Source organism: Phenylobacterium sp. (genome assembly GCF_004799395.1).
Classification (GTDB): Bacteria; Pseudomonadota; Alphaproteobacteria; order Caulobacterales; family Caulobacteraceae; genus Phenylobacterium.
Window position 1 is genome coordinate 1 of sequence record NZ_SSMZ01000015.1, and the last position, 23,580, is coordinate 23,580.

At 66.6% G+C, this 23,580-nt stretch carries 23 protein-coding genes and 1 tRNA gene; 3 read left to right on the forward strand and 21 right to left on the reverse strand.

Going from position 1 to position 23,580, the window contains the following annotated elements:
* The 14 genes from E8A12_RS00845 to E8A12_RS00910 all read right to left on the reverse strand — a co-directional run.
* Positions 1–987, reverse strand: a 987-nt coding sequence (locus E8A12_RS00845; protein WP_293365861.1) for an NADH-quinone oxidoreductase subunit L, incomplete at its 3' end; no start/stop codon positions are given.
* A 2-nt stretch (positions 988–989) separates the two neighbouring features.
* The gene (gene nuoK, locus E8A12_RS00850; RefSeq protein ID WP_293365862.1) at positions 990–1,298 is read right to left on the reverse strand and encodes an NADH-quinone oxidoreductase subunit NuoK; all 309 of its coding nucleotides are present in this window, start codon (positions 1,296–1,298) and stop codon (positions 990–992) included.
* Positions 1,295–1,921 (reverse strand): NADH-quinone oxidoreductase subunit J, encoded by a 627-nt coding sequence (locus E8A12_RS00855; RefSeq protein WP_293365863.1) that lies wholly within the window; start codon positions 1,919–1,921, stop codon positions 1,295–1,297. Before E8A12_RS00855 ends, nuoK begins: the two co-directional genes overlap by 4 nt.
* Positions 1,922–1,984: 63 nt before the next feature.
* Positions 1,985–2,476 carry an NADH-quinone oxidoreductase subunit NuoI gene (gene nuoI, locus E8A12_RS00860; protein ID WP_293365864.1) on the reverse strand — a complete coding sequence of 164 codons (492 nt, stop codon included), beginning with the start codon at positions 2,474–2,476 and terminating at the stop codon, positions 1,985–1,987.
* A 1-nt stretch (position 2,477) separates the two neighbouring features.
* A complete protein-coding gene (locus tag E8A12_RS00865; RefSeq protein ID WP_293365865.1) occupies positions 2,478–2,681 on the reverse strand; it encodes a hypothetical protein in 204 nt (67 codons plus the stop codon).
* Complete coding sequence (gene nuoH, locus E8A12_RS00870) at positions 2,678–3,757, reverse strand: NADH-quinone oxidoreductase subunit NuoH (protein ID WP_293365866.1); 1,080 nt, start codon at positions 3,755–3,757, stop codon at positions 2,678–2,680. Before nuoH ends, E8A12_RS00865 begins: the two co-directional genes overlap by 4 nt.
* Positions 3,758–5,803, reverse strand: a complete 2,046-nt coding sequence (gene nuoG, locus E8A12_RS00875) for an NADH-quinone oxidoreductase subunit NuoG (protein WP_293365867.1) — start codon at positions 5,801–5,803, stop codon at positions 3,758–3,760.
* 3 nt (positions 5,804–5,806) lie between these two features.
* On the reverse strand, positions 5,807–7,123 hold the full coding sequence (gene nuoF, locus E8A12_RS00880) for an NADH-quinone oxidoreductase subunit NuoF (protein ID WP_293365868.1): 1,317 nt from the start codon (positions 7,121–7,123) through the stop codon (positions 5,807–5,809).
* A 2-nt stretch (positions 7,124–7,125) separates the two neighbouring features.
* Positions 7,126–7,338 (reverse strand): hypothetical protein, encoded by a 213-nt coding sequence (locus E8A12_RS00885; protein WP_293365869.1) that lies wholly within the window; start codon positions 7,336–7,338, stop codon positions 7,126–7,128.
* Entirely contained in the window at positions 7,335–8,015 is a 681-nt protein-coding gene (gene nuoE, locus E8A12_RS00890; RefSeq protein ID WP_293365870.1) for an NADH-quinone oxidoreductase subunit NuoE, read from the reverse strand. Before nuoE ends, E8A12_RS00885 begins: the two co-directional genes overlap by 4 nt.
* Complete coding sequence (locus E8A12_RS00895; protein ID WP_293365871.1) at positions 8,012–9,250, reverse strand: NADH-quinone oxidoreductase subunit D; 1,239 nt, start codon at positions 9,248–9,250, stop codon at positions 8,012–8,014. The genes nuoE and E8A12_RS00895 overlap by 4 nt, the downstream gene beginning before the upstream one ends.
* The gene (locus E8A12_RS00900) at positions 9,247–9,897 is read right to left on the reverse strand and encodes an NADH-quinone oxidoreductase subunit C (RefSeq protein ID WP_293365872.1); all 651 of its coding nucleotides are present in this window, start codon (positions 9,895–9,897) and stop codon (positions 9,247–9,249) included. Before E8A12_RS00900 ends, E8A12_RS00895 begins: the two co-directional genes overlap by 4 nt.
* Positions 9,894–10,475, reverse strand: a complete 582-nt coding sequence (locus tag E8A12_RS00905) for an NADH-quinone oxidoreductase subunit B (RefSeq protein WP_293365873.1) — start codon at positions 10,473–10,475, stop codon at positions 9,894–9,896. Before E8A12_RS00905 ends, E8A12_RS00900 begins: the two co-directional genes overlap by 4 nt.
* The gene (locus tag E8A12_RS00910; RefSeq protein ID WP_293365874.1) at positions 10,445–10,822 is read right to left on the reverse strand and encodes an NADH-quinone oxidoreductase subunit A; all 378 of its coding nucleotides are present in this window, start codon (positions 10,820–10,822) and stop codon (positions 10,445–10,447) included. The genes E8A12_RS00905 and E8A12_RS00910 overlap by 31 nt, the downstream gene beginning before the upstream one ends.
* A gap of 229 nt (positions 10,823–11,051) precedes the next feature.
* On the opposite strand from E8A12_RS00910, the gene E8A12_RS00915 reads away from it, so the two are divergent.
* Positions 11,052–11,128 (forward strand) — tRNA-Asp (locus tag E8A12_RS00915).
* Between the two features lie 6 nt (positions 11,129–11,134).
* Here the strand turns inward: E8A12_RS00915 and E8A12_RS00920 are convergent.
* Both E8A12_RS00920 and E8A12_RS00925 read right to left on the reverse strand, forming a co-directional pair.
* Positions 11,135–12,592 (reverse strand): tetratricopeptide repeat-containing sulfotransferase family protein, encoded by a 1,458-nt coding sequence (locus tag E8A12_RS00920; protein WP_293365875.1) that lies wholly within the window; start codon positions 12,590–12,592, stop codon positions 11,135–11,137.
* Between the two features lie 147 nt (positions 12,593–12,739).
* On the reverse strand, positions 12,740–15,499 hold the full coding sequence (locus E8A12_RS00925) for a TonB-dependent receptor (protein ID WP_293365876.1): 2,760 nt from the start codon (positions 15,497–15,499) through the stop codon (positions 12,740–12,742).
* 259 nt (positions 15,500–15,758) lie between these two features.
* Between E8A12_RS00925 and E8A12_RS00930 the strand changes: the two genes are divergently transcribed.
* A complete protein-coding gene (locus E8A12_RS00930; RefSeq protein WP_293365877.1) occupies positions 15,759–16,226 on the forward strand; it encodes a (2Fe-2S)-binding protein in 468 nt (155 codons plus the stop codon).
* Complete coding sequence (locus tag E8A12_RS00935) at positions 16,223–18,490, forward strand: molybdopterin cofactor-binding domain-containing protein (RefSeq protein ID WP_293365878.1); 2,268 nt, start codon at positions 16,223–16,225, stop codon at positions 18,488–18,490. The genes E8A12_RS00930 and E8A12_RS00935 overlap by 4 nt, the downstream gene beginning before the upstream one ends.
* 6 nt (positions 18,491–18,496) lie before the next feature.
* On the opposite strand, the gene E8A12_RS00940 is transcribed toward E8A12_RS00935, so the two are convergent.
* From E8A12_RS00940 to E8A12_RS00960, 5 genes are all read right to left on the reverse strand, one after another.
* The gene (locus E8A12_RS00940) at positions 18,497–18,802 is read right to left on the reverse strand and encodes an MliC family protein (protein ID WP_293365879.1); all 306 of its coding nucleotides are present in this window, start codon (positions 18,800–18,802) and stop codon (positions 18,497–18,499) included.
* A gap of 128 nt (positions 18,803–18,930) precedes the next feature.
* On the reverse strand, positions 18,931–19,356 hold the full coding sequence (locus E8A12_RS00945) for a GFA family protein (protein WP_293365880.1): 426 nt from the start codon (positions 19,354–19,356) through the stop codon (positions 18,931–18,933).
* 13 nt (positions 19,357–19,369) lie between these two features.
* On the reverse strand, positions 19,370–21,292 hold the full coding sequence (locus tag E8A12_RS00950) for an NAD(P)/FAD-dependent oxidoreductase (protein ID WP_293365881.1): 1,923 nt from the start codon (positions 21,290–21,292) through the stop codon (positions 19,370–19,372).
* A 58-nt stretch (positions 21,293–21,350) separates the two neighbouring features.
* Positions 21,351–22,268, reverse strand: a complete 918-nt coding sequence (locus tag E8A12_RS00955; RefSeq protein WP_293365882.1) for an aldo/keto reductase — start codon at positions 22,266–22,268, stop codon at positions 21,351–21,353.
* Between the two features lie 9 nt (positions 22,269–22,277).
* Positions 22,278–23,580: MFS transporter (locus E8A12_RS00960; protein ID WP_293365883.1), on the reverse strand; the 1,303-nt coding region annotated here is incomplete at its 5' end.

Consider the following 23,580-nt stretch of genomic DNA (forward strand, 5'->3'; position numbering starts at 1 on the left):
CATGTAGCCGAGCTGCGAACAGGTCGAATAGGCGATCACTCGCTTGATGTCATTCTGCACCAGCCCGACCGTGGCGGCGAAGAGCGCGGTTATGGCGCCGATGGCGACGACGATGTGCTTGGCAACCGGAGCGTATTCGAACATCGGCGAGAGCAGGCAGACCATGTAGACGCCCGCGGTCACCATGGTGGCTGCGTGAATCAGGGCGGAGACCGGGGTCGGGCCCTCCATGGCGTCCGGCAGCCAGGTATGCAGGAAGAACTGCGCTGACTTGCCCATGGCGCCCACGAACAGCAGCGCGCAGGCCAGGTCCATCAGCCGCCAGCCCTGACCGGCGAACATCCAGGTGTCGCCTGCGTGCGCGGCGACCTGCGGGAAGATCTGGGCGAACTGGATCGTCCCCAGCGACCAGAAGACGGTCATGATGCCGAGCGCGAAGCCGAAATCGCCCACTCGGTTGACCACGAAGGCCTTAATGGCCGCCGCGTTGGCGGTGGGCTTGTGATACCAGAAGCCGATCAGCAGGTAGCTTGCCAGGCCCACGCCTTCCCAACCGAAGAACAGTTGCATGAAGTCGGCCGCGCTGATCAGCGACAGCATGGCGAAGGTGAACAGCGACAGGTAGGCGAAGAACCGGGGCTTGCTATCGTCCTCGGCCATGTAGCCCCAGCTGTAGAGATGCACGAGGCTGGAGACCGTGGTCACCACCACCAGCATCACCGCCGACAGGCCATCGAGCCGGAACGACCAGTTGGAGACGAACTTCCCGACCTGGATGAACGGCGCGTAGGTGAGCGTGAAGGGCTCAAGCCCGCCCCAGGTCCACTGGCTGAACACCACCCACGAGAGGACGGCCGACAGCATCAGGAACCCGGTGGTGACGGTCTGGGAGGCCACGTTGCCGATGCGGCGGCCGAACAGGCCGGCGACGATCGCGCCCAGCAGCGGCCCGTAGAGGATGATCGTGACGAGGAGCTTGGCGTCCATGCTCAGCCCTTCATCATCGAAGCGTCGTCCACGGCGATGTCGCCGCGGTTGCGGAAGAAGGTGACCAGGATCGCCAGGCCCACGGCGGCTTCGGCGGCTGCGACGGTGAGGACGAACATGGCGAAGATCTGCCCGGTGACGTTGCCCAGGTAGGCGGAGAAGGCCACCAGGTTGATGTTCACGGCGAGCAGGATCAGCTCCACCGACATCAGGATGACGATGATGTTCTTGCGGTTCACGAAGATGCCGAAGACCCCGATGGTGAAGAGGATCGCGGCGACCGCGAGATAATGAGAGAGCCCAATGCTCATGCGTCGATCCCTTCGCCGGGCTTGGGCGAAACCATGCGCATGCCGTTGGCAGGCGTGCGCAGCACCTGGTCCATGATGATCTGGCGCTTCACGCCGGGCTTGTGGCGCAGGGTCAGCACGATGGCGCCGATCATGGCGACCAGAAGCACCATGCCCGCGGCCTGGAAGAAGTAGACGTACTGGGTGTAGAGCACCCGGCCGATGGCCTCGGCGTTCGGAATGCCGGGGCCCGCCGTTCCGGAGGCCATCGGGTTCTCGTTCAGCCGGGCCGCGCCCTTGGTGGCGACGGTCGTGGAGACGATGATCATCTCGATGGCGAGGCCGCCGGCGATCAGCCCGCCCAGCGGCATGTAGCGGGCGAAGCCTTGCCGCAGCTCGGCGAAGTCCACGTCCAGCATCATCACCACGAACAGGAACAGCACCGCGACGGCGCCGACGTAGACCACCACCAGCAGCATCGCCAGGAACTCTGCGCCCAGCAGGACGAAGAGCCCCGCCGCGGAGAAGAAGGCCGCGATCAGGAACAGCACCGAGTGCACAGGATTCTTCGACGAGACGACGGCGAGCGCACTCGCCAGCGTCACCGCCGCCATCAGATAGAATGCGATCGCCTGCAGGGCCATCGGCTGTTCCAGCTCCCCTATCTCAGTGTGGGATTCGCTTGTCGCAAAAGGCCCGGGCGGGTCTTAGCGATAGGGCGCATCCAGTTCCAGATTCTTCGCGATCTCGCGTTCCCAGCGGTCGCCGTTATCCAGCAGGCGCTGCTTGTCGTAGTAGAGTTCTTCCCGCGTCTCGACGGCGAACTCGATGTTCGGCCCCTCGACGATGGCGTCCACCGGGCAGGCCTCCTGGCACAGGCCGCAATAGATGCATTTGACCATGTCGATGTCGTAGCGGGTGGTGCGCCGGCTGCCGTCTTCGCGAGGCTCGGCTTCGATGGTGATGGCCTGGGCCGGGCAGATCGCTTCGCAGAGCTTGCAGGCGATGCAGCGTTCCTCGCCGTTGGGATAGCGGCGCAGCGCATGTTCGCCGCGGAACCGCGGGCTCTGCGGGTTGCGCTCGTGCGGGTAGAGAACGGTGGCCTTCGGTCGCGCCATGTACTTGAGGCCAAGGCCCACGGCGCCGGCGAAGTCCATCAAGGCCGCGCCCTTCAACGCCTGTCCGATACGCTGGAACATCTCAGGACCTCTTACATGTGTAGGCGTCGATCCGCTGGGCGTCGCCCTGGTCCTTGAGGACCAGCGTGCCGCCCGCGGCCGCGCAGTCGGCCTGGGCGCGTTTCAGGGCATCGTAGTCGGCTGCGCCGCCATTGGGCTCGGACGTCTCGCAGGCCGCCAGACCCAGCAGCAGCACCGCGGCGATAGGGGCCAGAACCCGGCTCATCCGATCCCTCCATAGACCCGCCAGCCGGCCACCAGGGCGACGGCCACGAGGCTGGTCGGCAGGAAGACCTTCCAGCCCAGGCGCATCAGTTGGTCGTAGCGGTAGCGAGGCACGACCGAGCGGACCATGGCGTTCATGAAGAAGACGAACAGGGTCTTGAAGGCAAAGATCAGCAGGCCGTGCAGGCTTGCCAACCAGGACCATCCCGAGTGCGTGAGGCCATCCAGATAGTGCGTCGGCCACGGCGCCTGCCAGCCGCCCAGGAACAGCACAGCCATCAGCCCGCTCATCAGGATGATGTTTGAGGTCTCGGCCAGATAGAACAGCATGTAGGGCGTCGAGCCGTATTCGATGGCGTAGCCGGCCACGAGCTCGCTCTCGGCTTCCGGCAGGTCGAAGGGCGGTCGGTTGGTTTCGGCCAGGCCTGAGATGAAGAAGATCACGCCCATGGGGATCATCACCAGGGCCAGCGGCAGGTTCTTGAGGCCTGCGCCGCCGAGGATGTTCCAGTTCCAGAAGCCGCCGCCCTGCTTCACCACGATATCCGTGAGGTTCATCGTGCCGGAGAGCAGGATCACCGTGATGATCACGAAGCCGATGGAGACTTCGTAGGAGACCATCTGTGCGGCCGACCTCAGGGCGCCCAGAAAGGGGTACTTCGAGTTGGACGCCCAGCCGCCCATGATGATCCCGTAGACGCCCATCGAAGAGACGGCGAACAGGTAGAGGATCCCGACGTTGATGTTGGCGACCACCCAACCCGGGGCCAGCGGCATGGCCGCCCAGGAGCCCAGCGCCAGGGTCACGCTGATCAGCGGCGCCAGCAGGAAGACGAACTTGTCGGCGCCCGCCGGGACGATCAATTCCTTGATCAGGAACTTGCCGAGGTCGGCGAAGGATTGCAGCAGCCCGAAGGGGCCCACCACGTTGGGGCCTTTGCGCAGTTGCACCGCGGCGAAGATTTTGCGGTCGCCATAGATCACGAAGGCCACGACCAGCAGCAGCGGCACGGTGATCAGCAGAATCTGACCGACCGTCCAGAGCGTCCAGCCAATGGGGGTATTCCAGAAGTCCATCTATTCCGCCGCGATTCTGGCGGCGCCCGAAGCCTGGGCGGCGCACTCGGCCATGGTCACGCTGGCGCGGGCGATGGCGTTGCTTTGATAGAAGGCCGTCACGGCGCTGGCGAAGGCCGCATCGGAGAGGTCGCCCTTCCCGCCCAGCGCGCCGAGGTCGAGGCCGGCGGCGCCCGCGGGCCCATCGACGTGGTCGATCCGGCCGAAGCTGGGATGGTCGGCGAACAGCTTGGCGCGGAGCGCATCCAGGCTGTCATAGGGCAACTTGGCGCCCAGACGTTCGGAGAGCGCGCGCAGGATCGCCCAGTCCTCCTTGGCCTCGCCCTTGGGGAATACGGCGCGGACGCCCTGCTGCACCCGGCCCTCGGTGTTGACGTAGAGGCCGTTCTTCTCGGTATAGGCCGCGCCCGGCAGGATCACGTCGGCGGTGTGCGCCCCGCGGTCCCCGTGCGTGCCCAGATAGACCGTGAAAGCCCTCGAAACGGAGGTGTCGATCTCGTCGGCGCCCAGCAGGAACAGCAGGTCCGCGCCGCCCTTGGCCGCCAGCTCTGCCGCGTTCTTGCCACCTGGGCCGGGCGTAAAGCCCAGGTCCAGGCCGCCGACGCGCGAAGCCGCGCTATGCAGCACGTTCCAGGTCATGCCGAACGCCTTGGCGGTCGCAGCCGCGGCCTTCAGCACCGCTGCGCTGTCGGCGCGGTTGAGCGCCCCTGCCCCTACGATGATCGCCGGCGCCTTGGCTGACTTCAGCGCCGTGACGAAATCGCCCTTGGCCTTGCCGAGACCGCTCAGGCTCTTCGGACCGGCGCCCAGGTATTCATAAGGATAGGTGAGGTCGAGGGCTTCACCGATCACGCCGATCTTCAGCGCCCCGGCGAGCCAGCGCTTGCGCAGCCGCGCGTTCAGCACCGGCGCCTCCAGGCGCGGATTGGTCCCGACCAGCAAGACGACATCGGCGTCTTCGATCCCGGCCAGCGTCGAGTTGAACAGCCAGCTGGCCCGCGGTCCGTCACCCAGCGCCATGCCGTCCTCGCGGCAATCGGTGGACTGCACGCCCAAGCCGCGGAACAGGTCGAGCACGGCCTTCATGGACTCCGCGTCCTGCAGTTCGCCGGCGATGACGCCGATGCGCTCCGGTGCGGTGGCCTTCAGCTTGGCGGCCACCGTTTCCAGGGCCTCGCTCCAGGTCGCGGGCCGCAGCTTGCCGGCCTCGCGAATGAAGGGCCGATCCAGACGCTGCCGCGCCAGGCCGTCGACGGCGTAGCGAGTCTTGTCGGAGATCCACTCCTCGTTGATGTCCTCGTTGACGCGCGGCAGGACGCGCAGCACGGCCGAGCCGCGCGCATCCACCCGGATCGCCGAGCCCAGGGCGTCCATCACGTCGACGCTCTCGGTCTTCTTCAGCTCCCAGGGCCGCGCATTGAACGCATAGGGCTTGGAGGTCAGAGCGCCCACCGGGCAGAGATCGATAATGTTGGCGCTCAGTTCTGACGCCACGGCCTTATCGAGATAGGTCGTGATTTCAACGTCTTCGCCGCGGGAGATGAGACCGATGTCCGGCACACCGGCCACCTCGGTGATGAACCGGACGCAGCGCGTGCACTGGATGCAGCGGGTCATGACCGTCTTGATCAGCGGCCCCATGAACTTCTCTTCGACGGCGCGCTTGTTGTCGGCATAGCGGCTGTCGTCGCGGCCATAGCCCATGGCCTGGTCCTGCAGGTCGCACTCACCGCCCTGGTCGCAGATCGGGCAGTCCAGCGGGTGATTGATCAGCAGGAATTCCATGACGCCATGGCGGGCCTTCTTCACCATCGGCGTGTCGGTGAAGATCTCCATGTTCTCGGCGGCCGGGAGCGCGCAGGACGCCTGCGGCTTCGGCGGACCGGGCTTCACCTCGACCAGGCACATGCGGCAGTTGCCGGCGATGCTCAGGCGCTCGTGATAGCAGAAGCGGGGGATCTCCTTCCCCGCCAGTTCGGCCACCTGCAGGACATTCATCCCGGGCTCGAACTCGACCTCGACGCCGTCGACCTTGCAAATCGGCATGATCTACTCCGCCGCCTGCAGGGAATGGCCCTGCACATGAGGCTTGCCGGCCCGATAGAGATTGATGCGGTCCTCCACCTCATGGCGGAAGTGGCGGAAAAGGCCCTGGATCGGCCAGGCCGCGGCGTCGCCGAGCCCGCAGATCGTGTGGCCCTCAACCTGGCTGGCCACGTCGAGCAGCAGGTCGATCTCGGACATTTCGGCTTCGCCGGTGACCATCCGCTCCATCACCCGCCACATCCAGCCGGTGCCTTCGCGGCAGGGCGTGCACTGGCCGCAACTCTCGTGCTTGTAGAAGTAGGACGCCCGGGCGATCGCCTTCACCAGGTCCGCGTCCTTGTCGAAGACGATCATGGTGCCGGTGCCGAGGCCGGAGCCCCTCGCCTGCAGGTCCTCATAGGTCATGATGGCTTCGTCGCACTGATCGGCGGGGATCATGCGCACCGAGATGCCGCCGGGGATCACCGCCTTGAGGTTCGACCAGCCGCCGCGCACGCCGCCGAAGTGGTCTTCGATCAGCTGCTTGACCGAGATGCCGACCGCGTCCTCGACCACGCAGGGCTTGTTCAGGTGGCCGGAGCCCGCGAACAGCTTGGTTCCCGTCGACTTCTCGGTGCCGAAGCCGGCGAACCAGGCGGCGCCGCGGCGCAGGATGGTGCCGACGACGGCGATGGTCTCGACGTTGTTGACCGTCGTCGGGCAGCCATAGATCCCGGCCCCCGCCGGGAACGGCGGCTTCAGCCGCGGCTGGCCCTTCTTGCCCTCGAAGCTTTCCATCAGGGCCGTCTCGTCGCCGCAGATGTAGGCGCCGCCGCCGTGCGTCACGCGCACGTCGCAGTCCCAGCCGTGGACATTGCCCTTGCCGATGAGCTTGGCGTCATAGGCCTGCTTGATCGCCGCCAGCAGGCGCTCGCGTTCATGCACATATTCGCCGCGGACGTAGATGTAGGCGGTGCGCGCCCGCATGGCTTTGCAGGCGATCAGGCAACCCTCGATCAACAGGTGCGGATCGTTGCGCAGGATCTCGCGGTCCTTGCAGGCGCCGGGCTCGCTCTCGTCGGCGTTGACCAGCAGATAGTGGGGCCGCTCGCTCTCCTGCTTGGGCATGAAGGTCCACTTCAACCCCGTGGCGAAGCCCGCGCCGCCACGTCCGCGCAGGCCCGAGGCCTTCATCTGATCGCAGATCCACTCAGGCGTCTGGGCGACGATGTCCTTGGTGCCGTTCCAGCAGCCGCGCGCCTTCGCTCCCTCCAGGCCCCAGTCATGGACGCCGTAGATGTTGAGGAAGATGCGGTCCTTGTCGGCCAGGATGCCAACCACGCCTATGCTCCCTTACCCGGCCGGCGCAGGCTGGCGATGAACCAGGTCTGCGCGCCGAAACCGATGACCAGGGCGGCGACCGCCGCGAGGCGCGCCCACTCCTGCCCGAATTTGAAATAGAAGACAAAGCCGGCCACGGCGGCCAGGAACGCCACGCCGCAGAGGGCGGCCACTAGGGCGCCGCGCCGCTTAACCTGGTCCAGGTTCGCGCTCATGCGCTCGCCTTTGCGGCCTTGGGCGCCATGGGCGGCAGGTTCGGAATGGTGATCTTCTTGGCCAGCGAGCCGTCATAGAGCTTGGGATCGGTGAGCGTTATCGGCTCGCCTTCCGGAGCGGAGCCCTGGCGCTTGATCGCCGAACCCGGTTTGGGTTTCTTGCCGGCCGCGAAGTCGTCGAGAATCTTCTCGAAGCTCTCCGGGGTCAGGTCCTCGTAGTAGTAGTCGTTGATCGCCGCCATCGGCGCATTGGAGCAGGCGCCCAGGCACTCGACTTCCTGCCAGTAGAACTTGCCGTCGGCGGTGCGATGGTTCGAAGGCCCGAACTTGCGCTGGCAGACGGCGATCAGCTCTTCCGAGCCTCGGGTCTGGCAGGGCGTCGTGCCGCAGACCTGCACCAGCGCGTGCGTGCCCACCGGCTCCAGCATGAACATGGTGTAGAAGGTGGCGATCTCCAGCACGCGGATTACCGGCATGCCGAGCAGTTCCGCCGTGGCGCGGATGGCGGGCTCGGAAACCCAGCCATCCTGCTTCTGCACCAGCCACAGGATGCCGATCACCGCCGATTGCTGGCGGCCGGCCGGGAAGTTGGCCATCAGTTCGCGCGCGCGTTTCAGCGTCGACGGCGCGAAGGCAAAGCTGGCGGGCTGGTTGGCGGCGAGCCTACGGACGCTCAACGATCGATCTCCCCGAACACGATATCGAGCGAACCCAGGATGGCGGAGACGTCGGCCAGCATGTGGCCCCGGCTCATCCAGTCCATCGCCTGCAGGAAGGCGTAGCTCGGCGCGCGGATCTTGCAGCGGTACGGGCGGTTGGTGCCGTCCGAAACCAGATAGACGCCGAACTCGCCCTTGGGCGCTTCGACGGCGGCGTAGACCTCGCCAGGCGGGGTCCGATAGCCCTCGGTGAACAGCTTGAAGTGATGGATCAGCGCCTCCATCGACCGCTTCATCTCGCCGCGCTTGGGAGCTGCGATCTTGTTGTCTTGGCTGATCGCCGGACCCGGCGTCTTCATCAGCCGCTCGCAGCACTGGGTCATGATCTTCACCGACTGGCGCATCTCTTCCATGCGGCAGAGGTAGCGGTCGTAGCAGTCGCCGTGCACGCCCAGCGGGATGTCGAATTCCATCTCGTTGTAGCAGGCGTATGGCTGGCTGCGGCGCAGGTCCCAGGCGATACCCGAGCCGCGCACCATGACGCCGGAGAAGCCCCAGGCCTGCGCCTCGTCCTTGGTCACCTTGCCGATGTCGACGTTGCGCTGCTTGAAGATGCGGTTGCCGGTGATCAGCTTTTCGATGTCGTCGAAAACCCGCGGCACCTTCTTGCACCAGTCGGCGATGTCCTCGACCAGCTCCGGGGGCAGGTCCTGGCGCACCCCGCCGACGCGATAGTAGTTGGCGTGCATCCGCGCGCCCGAGGCCCGCTCGTAGAACCCCATCAGCTTCTCGCGCTCCTCGAAACCCCACAGAGGCGGGGTGAGCGCGCCAACGTCCATGGCTTGGGTGGTGACGTTGAGGAGGTGGTTCAGGATACGGCCGATCTCGTCGTAGAGCACCCGGATCAGCTGGCCGCGGACCGGGACCTCGACGCCCATCAAGCGCTCTAGCGCGATGACGTAGGCGTGCTCCTGGTTCATCGGCGCCACATAGTCGAGGCGGTCGAAGTACGGGATCGTCTGCTGATAGGGCCGGGCCTCCATCAGCTTCTCAGTGCCGCGGTGCAGTAGGCCGATGTGAGGGTCGACGCGTTCGACCACTTCGCCGTCCAACTCCAGCACCATGCGTAGCACGCCGTGAGCGGCCGGATGCTGCGGGCCGAAATTGATGTTGAACTTGCGGACCTTGGTCTCGCCCACGATCTCGGGGGCGAAGAAATCGCTGTCCTTTGCGGGAGCGTTGGCGCCGGTCATTTGCCGGGCTCCTTGGCCGCCGGCAGGGCCTTCTCGTCGCCGGGGATCAGGGGAGCGTAGCCGGGCTCCGCACCCTCCCAGGGGCTCAGGAAGTCCCAGTTGCGCCATTCCACGGACTTCACCGGCTCGTAGACCACGCGCTTCAACTCGTCGTCGTAACGAACCTCGACGTAGCCGGTCATCGGGAAATCCTTGCGCAGCGGATGCCCGTGGAAGCCATAGTCGGTGAGGATGCGGCGCAGGTCCGGGTGGCCCTCGAAGAACACCCCGTACATGTCGAAGGTCTCACGTTCGTACCAGTCGGCGCTGGGGAATACGCTGGTCACCGACGGGACAGCGGTGTCCTCGTCGGTCTGCAGCTTCACCCGGCAGCGCAGGTTCTTGGTCATCGACAACAGGTGGTAGACCACGTCAAAGCGCTTCTCCCGCTCCGGATAGTCGGCGCCGCAGAGGTCGATCAGGATCGAGAACTTCAGGTTGTCGGCGTCGCGCAGATGGGTCAGCGCCTGGACGATCCGGTCAGCCGTCGTCGTGAAGGTCAGCTCGCCGTACATCACCTCATAGCCGGTGAAAACGCCCTTACCGGCGGACTTGACCGTCGAGACGCCAAGCTTCTCCAGGATCGGGAGCGGTTGTGGCCAGCTCATCGCATGATGGTCCCGGTGCGGCGGATCTTCTTCTGCAGCTGCAGCACACCGTAGACGAGCGCTTCGGCCGTGGGCGGGCATCCGGGCACATAGACGTCCACCGGCACGATCCGGTCGCAGCCGCGCACCGTCGAATAGCTGAAGTAGTAATAGCCGCCGCCGTTGGCGCAGGAGCCCATGGAGATCACGTAGCGCGGCTCGGGCATCTGGTCGTAGACCTTGCGCAGAGCGGGAGCCATCTTGTTCACCAGGGTGCCGGCGACGATCATCACGTCGCTCTGGCGCGGGGATCCGCGCGGCGCGAAGCCGTAGCGCTCCAGGTCATAGCGCGGCATCGACGCCTGCATCATCTCGACCGCGCAACAGGCCAGGCCGAAGGTCATCCACATCAGTGAGCCGGTGCGGGCCCAGGTGATCAGATCGTCGACGCCGGCGGTGATGAAGCCCTTGTCGGCGAGTTGCTGGCTCACGCCATCGAAGAAGGGGTCGTGGGCCTTGGGGTCGTAGCCTTCAACCGTGGTCCGGCCGCCGGACCCCGCGGGAACGATCACTCCCATTCCAGGGCTCCCTTTTTCCACTCGTAGATGAAGCCCACGGTGAGCACGCCCAGGAAGCTCATCATCGACCAGAAGGCGAACTGGCCGAGCTCCGGCGGCAGCTTCATCAGCGATACCGCCCATGGGAACAGGAAGGCCACTTCCAGGTCGAAAATGATGAACAGGATGGAGACCAGATAGAACCGCACGTCGAACTTCATCCGCGCGTCGTCGAAGGCGTTGAAGCCACACTCATAGGATGACAGCTTCTCAGGGTCCGGCGCCTTGGGCGCCAGCGTGCTGGCGAAGACGATGAAGATGATCCCCAGCGCCGCCGCGATGCCGAGAAATATGACGATGGGCAGGTACTGGAGCAGGAACGCGTTCATGGGATTCGTATGAGGGTCCGCCGGGGGAGTCGCGCGCCGTTCTAGACCACACCTTCTGCGGTTTCAAACGGGGCCTTGTTGCAGCGCGGAAAGCTCACGAAGCGCGGGCCTTCAGCTCACGGAAAACCGGCCGGAAAAGCACCGCCCTGTCCGATGCGGCGTCATCTGCCGTTGACACGATTCCACCTCGGACCTATCAGACGCCCCTCGCGTTTTTGCGCGAACGAGTGCGGATGTAGCTCAGTTGGTTAGAGCGCCGGCCTGTCACGCCGGAGGTCGCGGGTTCAAGTCCCGTCATTCGCGCCATCTTCCTCAGATGTCAGCGTAGGACCCGAGCGCCGCGACAAGTGGCGCCAGCCGCTCAGCGTGGCGCCGCCACCGCTGGACTGACGTCGCATAGATCGGCTGGCGCACCTGGCTGGCGCTGGCGGTCTGGATGGCGGCCTTCCGCTCATGGAAGCGCAGCACGGCGGGGTCCCACGCCAGCCCAACCTCGGTGAGCAATCGGCGGCTCTCAGTCTCCGGATCGGCGACCAGGGCTTCGTAGCCTATGTCGACGATCCTGCCGGGCAGGCGCGCCGCCCAGGTCTCCATCAGGCTTCGATAGCGCACATATTCCGCAGCGATATCGGCCAGGTCGTAGAGGGTCTCGTTGCCTTGGGCGAAGAGCTGACGGTAACAGGCGAAGCCGTTGTCGATCGGGTCGCGCACCACGTGCACGATCACAGCCCGCGGGAACAGCACGCCGATCAGGCCGGCGTGCAGATAGTTCTCCAGGGTCTTGTCCACGACGCGCGACGCACCATCCCAGCCGCGCGCCCGCAGGCCATCGAGATAGCGCGTCGCGGCGTCACGCAGTCCGGCGGCGGTCTTCGGATAGCCGCGCTCCAGCAGTTGCGGCAGGAGGCCGGTCTCGCCGAGGCCCTGCACCTGCGGGTGGCTCGCCAGGATCTGCTCGACCAGTGTTGATCCGGACCGGGGCATGCCAAGCACGAAGATCGGCGCGGCCGAATTACCCCCCTGCCCCGCATGCTCCGCCACGAACCGCGCGGTCACGGTCACGGTCACATAGGCGGCCGCCTGGGCGTTCGCCTGGGCGGCTGCGGCCACATCGAGCGCCGCTCGCTGAAGGCGGTTGCCATGCGCGTAGGCCTCGAAGGCCTCGGCGTCGCGGCCCCGCCGGTCCAAGCTCTCGCCAAGCGCGAACCAGAGGCCGACGCGATGGGCCGCCGGGTTCGTCTCGTCCGAAGCCGCCGCCTGCATCGCCGCCAGGTCGTCGTCGCCGATCGCGCCGGCGTCGATCAGGGCGATGCGGGTCAACGCCGGCCAGCGGTGGCTCGGGTCGGCGGCCAAAGCTCGGTTCTGCGCCACCGCCTCGGCGGAATGCCCGAGCGCGGCCAGGGCCATGGCCAGGCCGACGCGGGTCTCGCCGGCGGCGGGATTGAGTTCGAGCGCGCGGCTATAGGCTTCCGCCGCCGCACTCCAGTCGCCAAGGCTTTGGCTCACCGCGCCCAGATTGTGCTGCGCCGCGGCCATCCGCGGTTCTTGCGCGACCACCGCGGCGAGCCGGTCGCGCGCCCGTTGCAACCGCCCCTGGTGGATGTCGATCACCGCAAGCGAATAGGCCGGCCGCACGTCGGCAGGCGCCTCCCGTTCCAGCCGGCGATAGATCTGCGCGGCGGCGTCGAGCCGGTCGGCGCGAACGTGCGCCGCCGCTTCGTCCAGCGCCCGTGAAAAGGCGGCCGGGTCCGCAGGCCCGGGCGACGCCATGCGCCGCCCTCGCCGCAAACCCGGCCGTGGGGAGGATGTCATGGTCGGACGCGCCGGCAGCTCATGCGGTCATGCTACCGACCGCGCCGCCGCCCCGCCAGTCGGCGAGACGCGCGCTCCGGAAAAGGAGCGCGCGCCCGCAAGCCGTCAGAACTTGTACTGGAGCTGCACACCATAGGTGCGCGGCGGGATCAGGCCGATATTGCTGATGATCGCCTCTGACACACCCGCCACCGGATTGCCGGTTTGCAGGAGTGAGCCCGTCGCTCGGTCGTAGCCCTTCTCGTCGAAGGCGTTGGCGACGAAACCGATGATCTTGTAATGCGAGTTGGCGCCTGCCCAGGTAAGGCGGAAGTCAGCCTCACTGTAGGCCGGCGCCTCGGCGTACGGCCGGTTGAACAGGCTGCCGTAGGTCGCGTCCTTCCAGATATAGCTGGCCGAAAGGGTCAGCTTCCCGGGATCGAAAGCCCAGCTGTAGAGCGCGTTCACCGACACCTTGTTCGGCGGCGCCTCCGGTAACTTCTGACCGGCCAGGTTCTGCGTCGCCGGCGAGACCGTCGCGCCGGTGGTTGGGTTGACCACAGCCGCCGAGCAGCCCGCGGTGTTGGCCCCCGGCTGGGTCCCAAGCGGGTCGACAGTGTCCTCGATGCAAAGGCCTGCCTTGTTAATTTCGGCGTCCAGGTAGGAGTACTGCGCATTGATGGTCAGGTTGTCGATCGGCCGCCAGATCGCCTCAAGCTCCACGCCCGAGATGTGGACGTCCTGCAGGTTGAACAGCTGGCCCGAGAGCAGGCCCTGCGCATTCTGCACGGTCACGGGGATCTGATCGTTCTGGTAGTCGTAGTAGAAAACCGCCCCGTTGACCTGGAACTGCGGCGTGAAGGTCTTCTTCACGCCCAACTCGAAGGCGTCGACGATTTCCTTTTTGGTCTCCGGATTGGCCGCGATCGTAAAGGTCGTGAAGCCGCCGGCCTTATAACCCCGGCTGTACTTGGCATAGACCAGGGTGTCGTGGTCCGGTTGCCAGTCGAGGTTGACGTCGCCGGTCACCGCATTCCAGCTGGCGTCGAGCGTGCGCTGGGCCGCCCCGGTCGTGGGGTTGATCGTCGTCGGTCCTGCGCCCGGGAAGCTGGTGTTCAGGTCGGCCGCGACCGCGGCCGATGTTATGTCGAGCCCGGGCGTGGCCGCGCCGAAGCCCGTCGACTGGAACCCGGGGATGGTGTCGAACTCCTCGAAACGCCACGTCTGGCGGCCGCTCTTGTGGTCATCGGTGTAACGCAGCGTTCCGGTCAGCTTCCACTGGTCGGTGAACTTGTACGAGCCCTGCACATAGCCAGCGTAGGAATCGTACTTCAGGAAGGTGTCGGACACCGAGATCGCACTCAGCGGGTTCACCGGCGCCGCCGACAGGACTCCGCCCGCGCCGATGTAAACGGGATGCGCCAACTGGGTCTGGTTCGGCATCACCCCGGCCGAAACCGGCTGCTCGTAATTCTCGTGATACCAGTAGACGCCGGCCAGCCACTGGAAGGGCCCGTCGCCCGTCGACGTCAGGTTGAACTCGTTCGAATAGAACTCATCCTTTTCGACGAAGTTGGTCAGCGACGGGGACGGATTGATGGCTAGCGGCGCCTCGCAGGTGGACAGCGAGTTGCCGTTGACGAAACTGCAAAGCCCCGCCGCCGCCGGCGACGCCGCCCCGGCCAGCGAAAACGTCTTCAGGCCCGCATCGGCGCCGCTGACAAAATTCAGCACGTAGTCGAATTTCTGGTAGCCGCCGAGGTAGGTCAGGTCCACGCCGGGCGCGTGGTAGGTCCAGTTGGTGGCGAAGGCGATGTCGGCCTTCTGCTTGTTCGTGGAATTGCCGGACTGGATGAAGTCCCGCGGATTCGCGGTCGACGGATTGTTGCCCGGGAAGTTGGCGGCGGTCACCGAGCCCGTCGGGGTAACGCTGACGACGGCCGGTCCGCCCGCGCAACCGGCGTTGGCCGCAGCCACGCCCGGCAGGCCGCACAGGCCATAGAAGCTCGATGGCGAGAAGCCGCCGTTGGCCTGGAACGAGATCGGGATCGCGCCCACCACGGCGGTGTCGTGATAGTTGGTGTAGTATTGGCCGCTCGACAGCATCGCCCAGGCGTCGAGGTGATCGCCGATATTGCCGTCGAGTTGCGCTTCCCAATATTGGCTCTGGCCGCTGTTGCCCTGGGCGACAGTGCCGCCGACCTTGCTGCCGTTGGCGAGGTTGTTGAAGAAGCCGCCCTGCTGATCGGTGTAGTTGCCGCCCAGCCGGAAACGCAGGTTATCGGTGATCGGGCCGGAGACGACGCCCTCGACGAAACCGGTGTCGTAGTTGCCGTATCCCGCCCGCACCTCGGCGTAGAAATCCTTGGTCGGCTTCTTGGAGATGTAGTTGATCGTCCCGCCGTCGGAGTTGGCGCCGTGCAGGCCATTCTGCGGGCCGCGGTCGACCTCGATGGTGTCGATGAACAGATCCGAATGTTGCAGGATCGTGTTGGCGTTCGCCCCGTCGTAGATGCCGTTGTAATAAATGGCCACGGCGGAGGCGACGGCGAGGTTGTCGGTGTTGCGGCCGATGCCGCGCAGATAGGGCCGGTTGTCGATCGAGCTATAGGCCAGGCCCGGCGTGAAGTTGGTCAGGTCCTGGATGCTCTCGATGCCCACCAACGACCGCTGGTCGGCGGTGAAGGCGGTGACGGCCACCGGCACATCCTGCAGTCGCTCGTTGCGCTTCTCGGCCGTGACGATCAGCTCGGAAATCGAGCTGGCGGCGTCTGGCGCGCCTGCCGCGGGCGCGGCCGCCGCAGCTGCGGCATGGGCCTGAAATGAGGCCATGCTGAGGGCGACGGCCATGGCCGTGCACCCATAGAGATACCTACGGTTATGCATTCCCCTAATCCTCCCTTTGCGTTCCGGCTCGGCTCTGAGGCCAAGTCCTGATGGAACAGTAGGCAATGGCGCCTAGAGGGGGGAGCGTACAGACAAGCTCCCGCTTGGCAAGAACAGTGTTTCGGGGTGGAAACTTTTGCACGAAGGGTGCGTCCGGCCGACCACGGTTATCTCCAACGGCGCCCGCGCCACGAAAATAAGCGTTGCCGCAGACGCGCCGAAGGCGTCCGCTTCGCTTCGGCAAATCGGGAGGCATGCGATGACGACACTCAATATCAACGGCCGCCAGGTCAGCGTCACAGGACCTGATGACGCCCCGTTGCTTTGGGTGATCCGCGACGAGGTCGGGCTCAAGGGCACGAAATTCGGCTGCGGGATCGGGCAGTGCGGCGCCTGCACCGTGCATATGGACGGCCAGGCCGTGCGCTCCTGCATCACCCCGCTGAAGGCCGTCGCCGGCAAGTCGATCACCACCATCGAGGGGCTGGATCCCAAGGGCGCCCATCCGCTGCAGACAGCCTGGGTCGACGTCCAGGTCCCGCAGTGCGGCTACTGCCAGTCCGGCCAGATCATGCAGGCCGCGGCTCTGCTCAAGGCCAAGCCGCACCCGAGCGACGCCGACATCAACGCCGGCATGAACGGCAATCTCTGCCGGTGCATGGCCTATGTACGGATCAAGGCCGCCATCAAGCTGGCAGCCAGCCGCGCCAAGGAGGTCCACGCATGACCTTCCAGGCCCGCAACCTCGAGACCGCCACGCTTTCCCGCCGCAGCTTCCTGATCGCCGCCACCAGCGCTGGCGTAGCCCTCGGCTTCGCCGCAGAAGACGCGGCGGCCGCTGCCGGCGCCCCAGCCGGTTTCGAGCCGACCGTCTGGTACGATATCGGCCGCGACGGCGTTGTCACCGTCAATGTGATCCGCGCCGAGCTGGGCCAGCATGTCGGCACGGCCGTCGCCCGCATCGTCGCCGACGAACTCGAGGCCGACTGGTCGAAGGTCCGCATCAAGACCGTCGATTCCGATCCCAAATGGGGCCTGATGGTCACCGGCGGGAGCTGGTCGGTCTGGCAGAGCTATCCGATCTACAGCCAGGCCGGCGCTGCGGGCCGCATGGCTCTAATCGAGGAAGGGGCCAAGCTCCTGAAAGCCGCGCCGGGCGACTGCATCGCCCGCGACGGCGCCGTCCACGCCGGCAAGGCGTCGGTCTCCTACGGAGAGATCGTCACCCGGGGGAGCCTCAGCCGCAAATTGACCCCTGAGGAGCTCGCCAAGCTGCCGATGAAACCGGCGGCCGAGCGCCGCCTTATCGGCAAGGCGACCCACGCCCGCGACATCCCCGGCAAGACCAACGGCCAGGGGCTCTACGGCCTCGACGCCCAGGTTCCGGGCATGGTCTACGCCCGGCCGAAGATCCCGCCGACGCGCTACGACTCCGTGGTCACCGCCATCGACGACGCCGCGGCCAAGGCCGTTCCCGGCTACCAGCAATCCATCGCGCTCACCGACCCCTCCGGGACGGTGCCGGGCTGGGTGGTCGTCCTGGCCGACAGCTTCGTCGCCGCCAACAAGGCTGCCGACCTGGTCAAGGTGACCTGGAAGGTCGGACCCGCGGCTCAAATCTCCGAGGCCGACCTGCAACGCCGCGCCGTCGAGGTGATGGCCGATCCAAAGGCTGGCGGCCTGGTTGTCGAGGATCCTGGGGTCGACCAGGCCTTCGCAGCCGCCAAGTCGAAGGTCGAGGCCACCTACACCACCTCCACCGCCCTGCACTTCCAGATGGAGCCGGTGAACGCGCTCGCCTTCGAGAAGGACGGAGTCTTCGAGATCCACACGGGCAACCAGTGGCAGTCCCTGGTCCTGCCGTGGCTCGCCAAGGCCCTCGACCGGCCCGAGACCTCCATCGTCATGCGCAGCTATCTGCTGGGCGGCGGTTTCGGACGCCGCCTGAACGGCGACTACGCCGTCGGCGCCGCGCTGGCATCGAAGGCGATCGGCAAGCCGGTGAAGCTGGTCTTCACCCGGGCCGACGACAGTCGCTTTGACTCCCCACGCTCGCCTTCGGTTCAGACGGTGCGCATGGCGTTCGGCGACGGCGGCCGGGTGACGGCCATGGAGCATACAGCCGCCGCTGGCTGGCCGACGCTGGCGATGGCCCCCTTCTTCATGCCGAAGGGGACCAACGGCGTCGCCTATGACCCCTTCTCGATCAGCGGCGCGGACCACTGGTACACGGTGGGCGCTCAGCGGGTGCGGGCCGTGAACAACGACTTGGCCAACACCACCTTCCGCCCGGGCTGGCTCCGGTCGGTGGGACCCGGCTGGACCAACTGGGCCCTGGAAAGCTTCATGGACGAGGCGGCGCACGCCGCCGGGACCGATCCCCTCGCCTTCCGACTCAAGCTGCTGGACGCGGCGGGCCGTAACGCCGGCTCGGGGCCGACGGCGGTCGGGGGCGCCAAACGCCAGGCCGCGGTCCTCTCCCGCGTCGCCGCCAAGGCAGGCTGGGGCAAGCCGCTGCCGAAGAATACCGGCATGGGTCTCGCCACTACCTTTGGCCAGGAACGCGACATGCCGACCTGGGTCGCCTGCGCGGCCCGGGTCCGGGTCGATCCGACGACGGGCGTGGTCAAGGTCGAGAGGCTGGACCTCGTCGTCGACTGCGGCACGGTCGTGCACCCCGACGGAGCGCTCTCCCAGATGCAGGGCGCGTCACTCTGGGGCATGAGCCTGGCGCTCTTCGAAGGCACCACCTTCAAGGACGGCCAGGTGCGAGACACCAACCTGGGCGCCTATACCCCGCTTCGGATGGCCGACGTGCCGGACCTGGACATCGAGTTCATGCCCAGCACCGAGCCGCCGGTGGGCCTCGGGGAGCCGGCGACGACGGTCGTTGGCCCAGCCATTGGCAACGCCATCTTCAACGCCGTGGGCGCGCGGGTCCGTGATCTGCCGATCCGGCCCGCGGCGGTGCTGAAGGCGATGAAGGCTTGATCGCTCTCAGGGCTGGCTGACAGACGCGGGGCTGTAAGCGGTGTGGGTGACGCTCGCCGCGGGGGAGGCGCCTTCGGCGGCGCAGTTGAGTCCAGGCTCGCTGGCGGTCTCCTCGCCGGCCTTCAGTGTTGAGAGGCTGGCATGGGCGCCTCGGATCCACCATTGCAGGCCGTAACCCGTGTAGCGCGACCCATCCGCCGAGGGCGCGAGCTTCAGGGTGTAGGCGTGATCCTTGTAGGTGACGATCGCCGTCCGGACGTCCGGATAGCCGGCGGTTATCCGCTGGCCGTCGATGCAGGCGTAGCTGGTCACCCCGGGGTCCGGATTGACGGGTCCGGAAGCAACGGGCGGCGCGGGACTGGCCGGAGCGGCCCTGTGTTCGCGGCAAGCCGACAGGGCCAGGACCGACAGCAGGAAAGCCGCGGGGCGCCAGGAGCGGGTCAGGTCGGCGGCCCCATGGGCGGCATCTTCGGGAACTGCGGCACGCCCTCGTGCATCAGATGCCAGGGCTGGGCGGAGTCCACGTAGAGGTGGAGCGCTGGCGAGATGCCGGAGGGTTCGTCGAGCGCGCCGACCTTCACCGGATAGAAGGGCGCCATCGGTCCGGTGATCGACCACAGCGGCGTGCCGCAGTCGTCGCAGAACGCGCGGCCGACCTCGGCGCCGCTGTCGGCTGTCGAGGTGTAGATCTTCGCCTCGCCCCGGGTGACCTCGAAGCCCATCTTGGGCGCAAGGACCACGTAGTTGGGGCCGCCTCCGGACGCCTTCTGGCAATCCAGGCAATGACAGACTCCGCTGCCCATCAGAGGGCCGCTGATCTTGAACCGGACCTTGCCGCAGGCGCAGCCGCCTTCGATATCGCTCATCGTCGCTCCCTCCTCAGGCCACCGGCTCAGGCTGCCGGGTCAGCACGAAGTCGTCCGGGTTGGGCGCCAGCGTGGCGCGCCAGTAGTCGATCAGGCCGAAGGGCCAGTTCTGGCTGACCCGGCCGAACTCGTTCTTGTACCAGCTGGAAACGCCTTCCGATCCCCAGGCCCAGCCCTTGTTGGCCTCGTCTACCCGGACGTTGAAGTCGTCGTGCACGCCGCGCTTGACCTCCATCGCCTTGGCCCCGGTCTCCGCCAGCAGGCGCAGCGCACCCACGATGTAGCGGACCGAGCACTCCGAGAAGAAGATGATCGAACCGTTCACGACGATGTTGGTGTTGGGCCCATAGATCATGAAGAAATTCGGGAACCCCGGCGTGGTCATGCCCAGGTAGGCGCGCGCGTCGCCGGCCCAGGCGTCATGCAGCTCGCGTCCACCGCGGCCCGTCACCTTCAGGCCGGACAGGAACCGGCTGGCGGTGAAACCGGTGCCATAGATCAGCACGTCGGCCGGATGCTCCACGCCGTCGGCGGTCACCACGCCGCTGGGCGAGATCTTGATGATGGCGTTGGTGACCAGCTCGACGTTCGGCCGCTTCAGCGCGCCGAGCCAGACGCCGTTGTCCAGCACGGCCCGCTTGCCGCCCACCGGATAGGTCGGCACGACGTTGGGAAGCAGGTCCGGCCGATCGGCCACCTGGGCAGCCAAGGCCTCGGCAGCCATCTCGCGCAACATCAGGTTGGCGGCGCCCACGGCGGTCGACGGGCCGTTCCACCCCTCGTCGGCCTTGACCATCGGCAGGAAGCCCTCGGTGGTCATCCAGAACAGCCAGAAGCGATACCACTTGTCGTAGTAGGGCACGTGCTCCAGCAGCCACTTCATTCCTTCGGGCACATCCTCGTGGTAGTGCGGGACCGGCAGGCCCCACGGCGGCGTGCGCTGGAAGACCGTGAGGTGATCCACCTTCGGCGCAATCTCCGGCACGAACTGATAGGCCGAGGCGCCCGTCCCGATCACCGCCACCTGCTTGCCGACGAGGTCCACGTCGTGACGCCACTCGGCGGAATGGAAGGCAGGCCCCTCGAAGGTCCCGACACCCTCGATCTGCGGGATGCGCGGCTTGTTGAGCTGACCGACTGCGGTGACCACCGCATTGGCCTCGATCGTCTCGCGCCGGCCGTCCTTGGCCTTCAACTCGGCGCGCCATACCGAACGGGCCTCGTCCCAGGTCAGGCTCTCGACCGTCGTTTCGAAGCGGATGTGCGTCTTGAGGTCATATTTTGCCGCCACGCCCCGGAAGTACTTGAGCAATTCCGGCTGGGGGGAGAAGTGCTGGGGCCAGCCATGGTTCGGCTCGAAGGAGTAGCTGTACATGTGGTTGGAGTTGTCCACGCGGCAGCCCGGATAGGTGTTCACCAGCCAGGTGCCGCCCACGTCGGCGTTGGACTCCACGATCTCGAAGCCGATCCCCGCCTGGCTGAGGCGGATGCCGGCCAGGAGGCCCGACATGCCGGCGCCGATCACCAGCACCTTCAACCGACGCGCCGCGGCCTTCAGCGCCGGTTGCTCGAACTGCGGGTCCTTGCTCGAACTGCCGCTGATCGCCAGTTCGTCGATCAGGAAGTCGGCGTAGGTTTCCGGGATGGGCGCGCCGGCCACGAAGTCCATCATCTTGCGCAGCGTCGCCGTATCAGGCGTCGGCGCCTTCAACGGCGCGCCTGCGAGAAAGGCTTCGATCGCCACCTTGGCCCTGGCGCGGATGTCGGCCTGCGCCTCGTCGGGGAGGCCGGTGTCGCCGCGCGAAAGCGGTGTGTAGACCGGCGTCCATTCCGGCTTCAGCCAGGATGCGTCTGCGGTCAGGTGGACCATCGCGGCCACCAGGGCCGGCAGGTGCGCCGCCTCCAGCGCGCGGTCGAGCTCAGCGTCGTCGGCCATGGTCGTTTCCCGCTAGCTTATCGTTGATCAGCACCATGACTCCGCACCCCTGCGGCTGTCATCCGGAAAGCCGGGATTGGGCGGCGCGGATTGCGGCCAGGGTCTCGGGAGGAAGGGCCATGCCGGAAGCGGCGAGGTTGTCGCGCAGATGGTTTGACCGGGTCGTTCCCGCCACCGCGCAGGCGACGCCGGGGTTGGCAAGCACATAGGCGAGCGCCGCCTGGGCTCCGGTCATTCCGGACGTGCGGCCGAGGAATCCGAATCGCGCGCCCGCCTCGACCTCGCGGCGATGTCGCAACAGGCCGCGCGCCGCGTACCAGAGGTCGCGGGGCGCGCGCAGCTTGCCGACCTGGCCCCCCGTATGACCCATGGCGAGCGGCATCCCGGCAAGCACGCCCTTTCCGGCCGCCGCCGCGCGCGCGATCAACGGCTCCCGCTCCGGGCGCAGGACATTGTAGTCGACCATCACGACGTCGAAGTCCGGCAGGTTGAGGACCTGTTCGATCACCGCCGGATCGAAGCTGTTCACCCCCAGGGCGCGGATCAGTCCCCTGCCCTTCAGGTCCGCCAGAGCGCTCCGAAGGTCGTCGGTCAGTTCCGCCGCGCTCGGGCCGTGGAGCTGCAGCAGCGGCAGGGTTTCAAGACCCAGGCGGCGCAAGCTCGCCTCGGCGCCGGCGACGATAGCCGCCGGTGAAAAATCCCGCCCGATACGGCCGTCCTTCGCGAAGGTCCCAGCCTTGCTGGCGACAACCAGACCGACGGCTCGGCCTTTAAGCGCCCGACCCAGCCGCGGCTCCGCATGGCCGCCGGAATAGCCGGCTCCGGTGTCGAAGAATGTCACCCCGCCGTCCAGGGCGTCGTGAACCAGGCGGATGGCCGAAGCTTCCGAGAACTGCGGCTTTCCCCACCAACTCGCGGCCCCGAAGCCGATCTCCGAGACGATCAGACCCGACCGGCCGAGCGGACGGTAGAGCACAGCCGCGGCTCAGGGGGTCTTGCCGGCGTCGGCGGCGACCACCGCGGCGACGTCCGGTTCTACCGGCTCCCCGCGTAGCAGGCCGCCGAAAATCAGCCGGACGAAGAAGAACACCACACCTGCACCCGCCACGAGGATGGCGTGGATCAGCCAGAACCTGGCGGCCGGCATCTTGTCCAGCATGCCGCCCAGTTTGCCGACCATGGTGTAGCCGGCCCAGAGGTGAAGATAGTAGACGCCGACGATGAAGCCCGCCATCGCCCGCGGCGCGGCGCGGGTGTAGAGCGCCAGTCCGACCGGCAGGATGTTGGCGAAGCCGATGTCGTTGAGCAGGTGGAACGCCAGCAGCCAGCCGAACGACACCTTCTGGCCGGTCGCCGCAGCGAGGCTCGAACCGATCGACAGGCAGAACACGCCGACCGCTGCGAAGGCGCAGCCGATGATGAACTTGCCCATCTCGTCGGGCTCGGGGAAGCGTTTGGCCCAGGCGCGCCAGAACCAGACCATCAGGACCAGGGTCGCCACAGAAACGATCGAGTCCACCGAGATGAGCCAGCTGGTCAGGATCGGTGCGCCGAACAGGTGAAGGTCGGCGCTCTTGTCCGCCCACAGCAGATAGGCGTTCTGAATCTGGTTGTTGCCCACGATGGAGAGCGCCAGCACGGGCAGCAGGAGGACCAGCAGGACCACCACCTGCCACTCGCGGCGCGTCATGGGCACGCGTGCGGCCTTTGCGTCGGCCCGCGCCTTGGCGCCGCGCGGCGGATCCGGCGGCAGGTGGCGGCGGCCGACCAGATAGATCGCCAGGGAGACCAGCATGCCGACGCCGGCTGCCCCGAAGCCGTAGTGCCAGGCGATTTTCTCGCCCAGCGCGCCGGTGATCAGCGGCCCGAAAATCACCCCGCCGTTGATGCCCAGATAGTAGATCTGGAACGCGTCGGCCCGACGATTGTCGCCCTCGCCATAGAGGCTGCCCACCTGCGCGGCGAGATTGCCCTTCAGGCAGCCGGCCCCCGCCACCAGGCAGACCAGCGCCAACAGGAACGACGCGTCGAAGCTCATCAGGAAGTGGCCTGTCGCCATCAGGCAGGCGCCCAGGATGACAGTCGGCGTTCGGCCCAGGAGGCGATCCGCCAGCAGTCCCCCGAAGATCGGCGTGAGATAGACCGTGCTGGAATAGACCCCGTAGAGGGCAGAGGCGAAGGCCACGACGCTCAGCGACGTGCCGGCGCCATAGACGTGATCGCAATACCAGCGTGCCGCGTCGATCCCGATCACATGCTCGATATGGCCAGGCAATAACAGTTGCTTG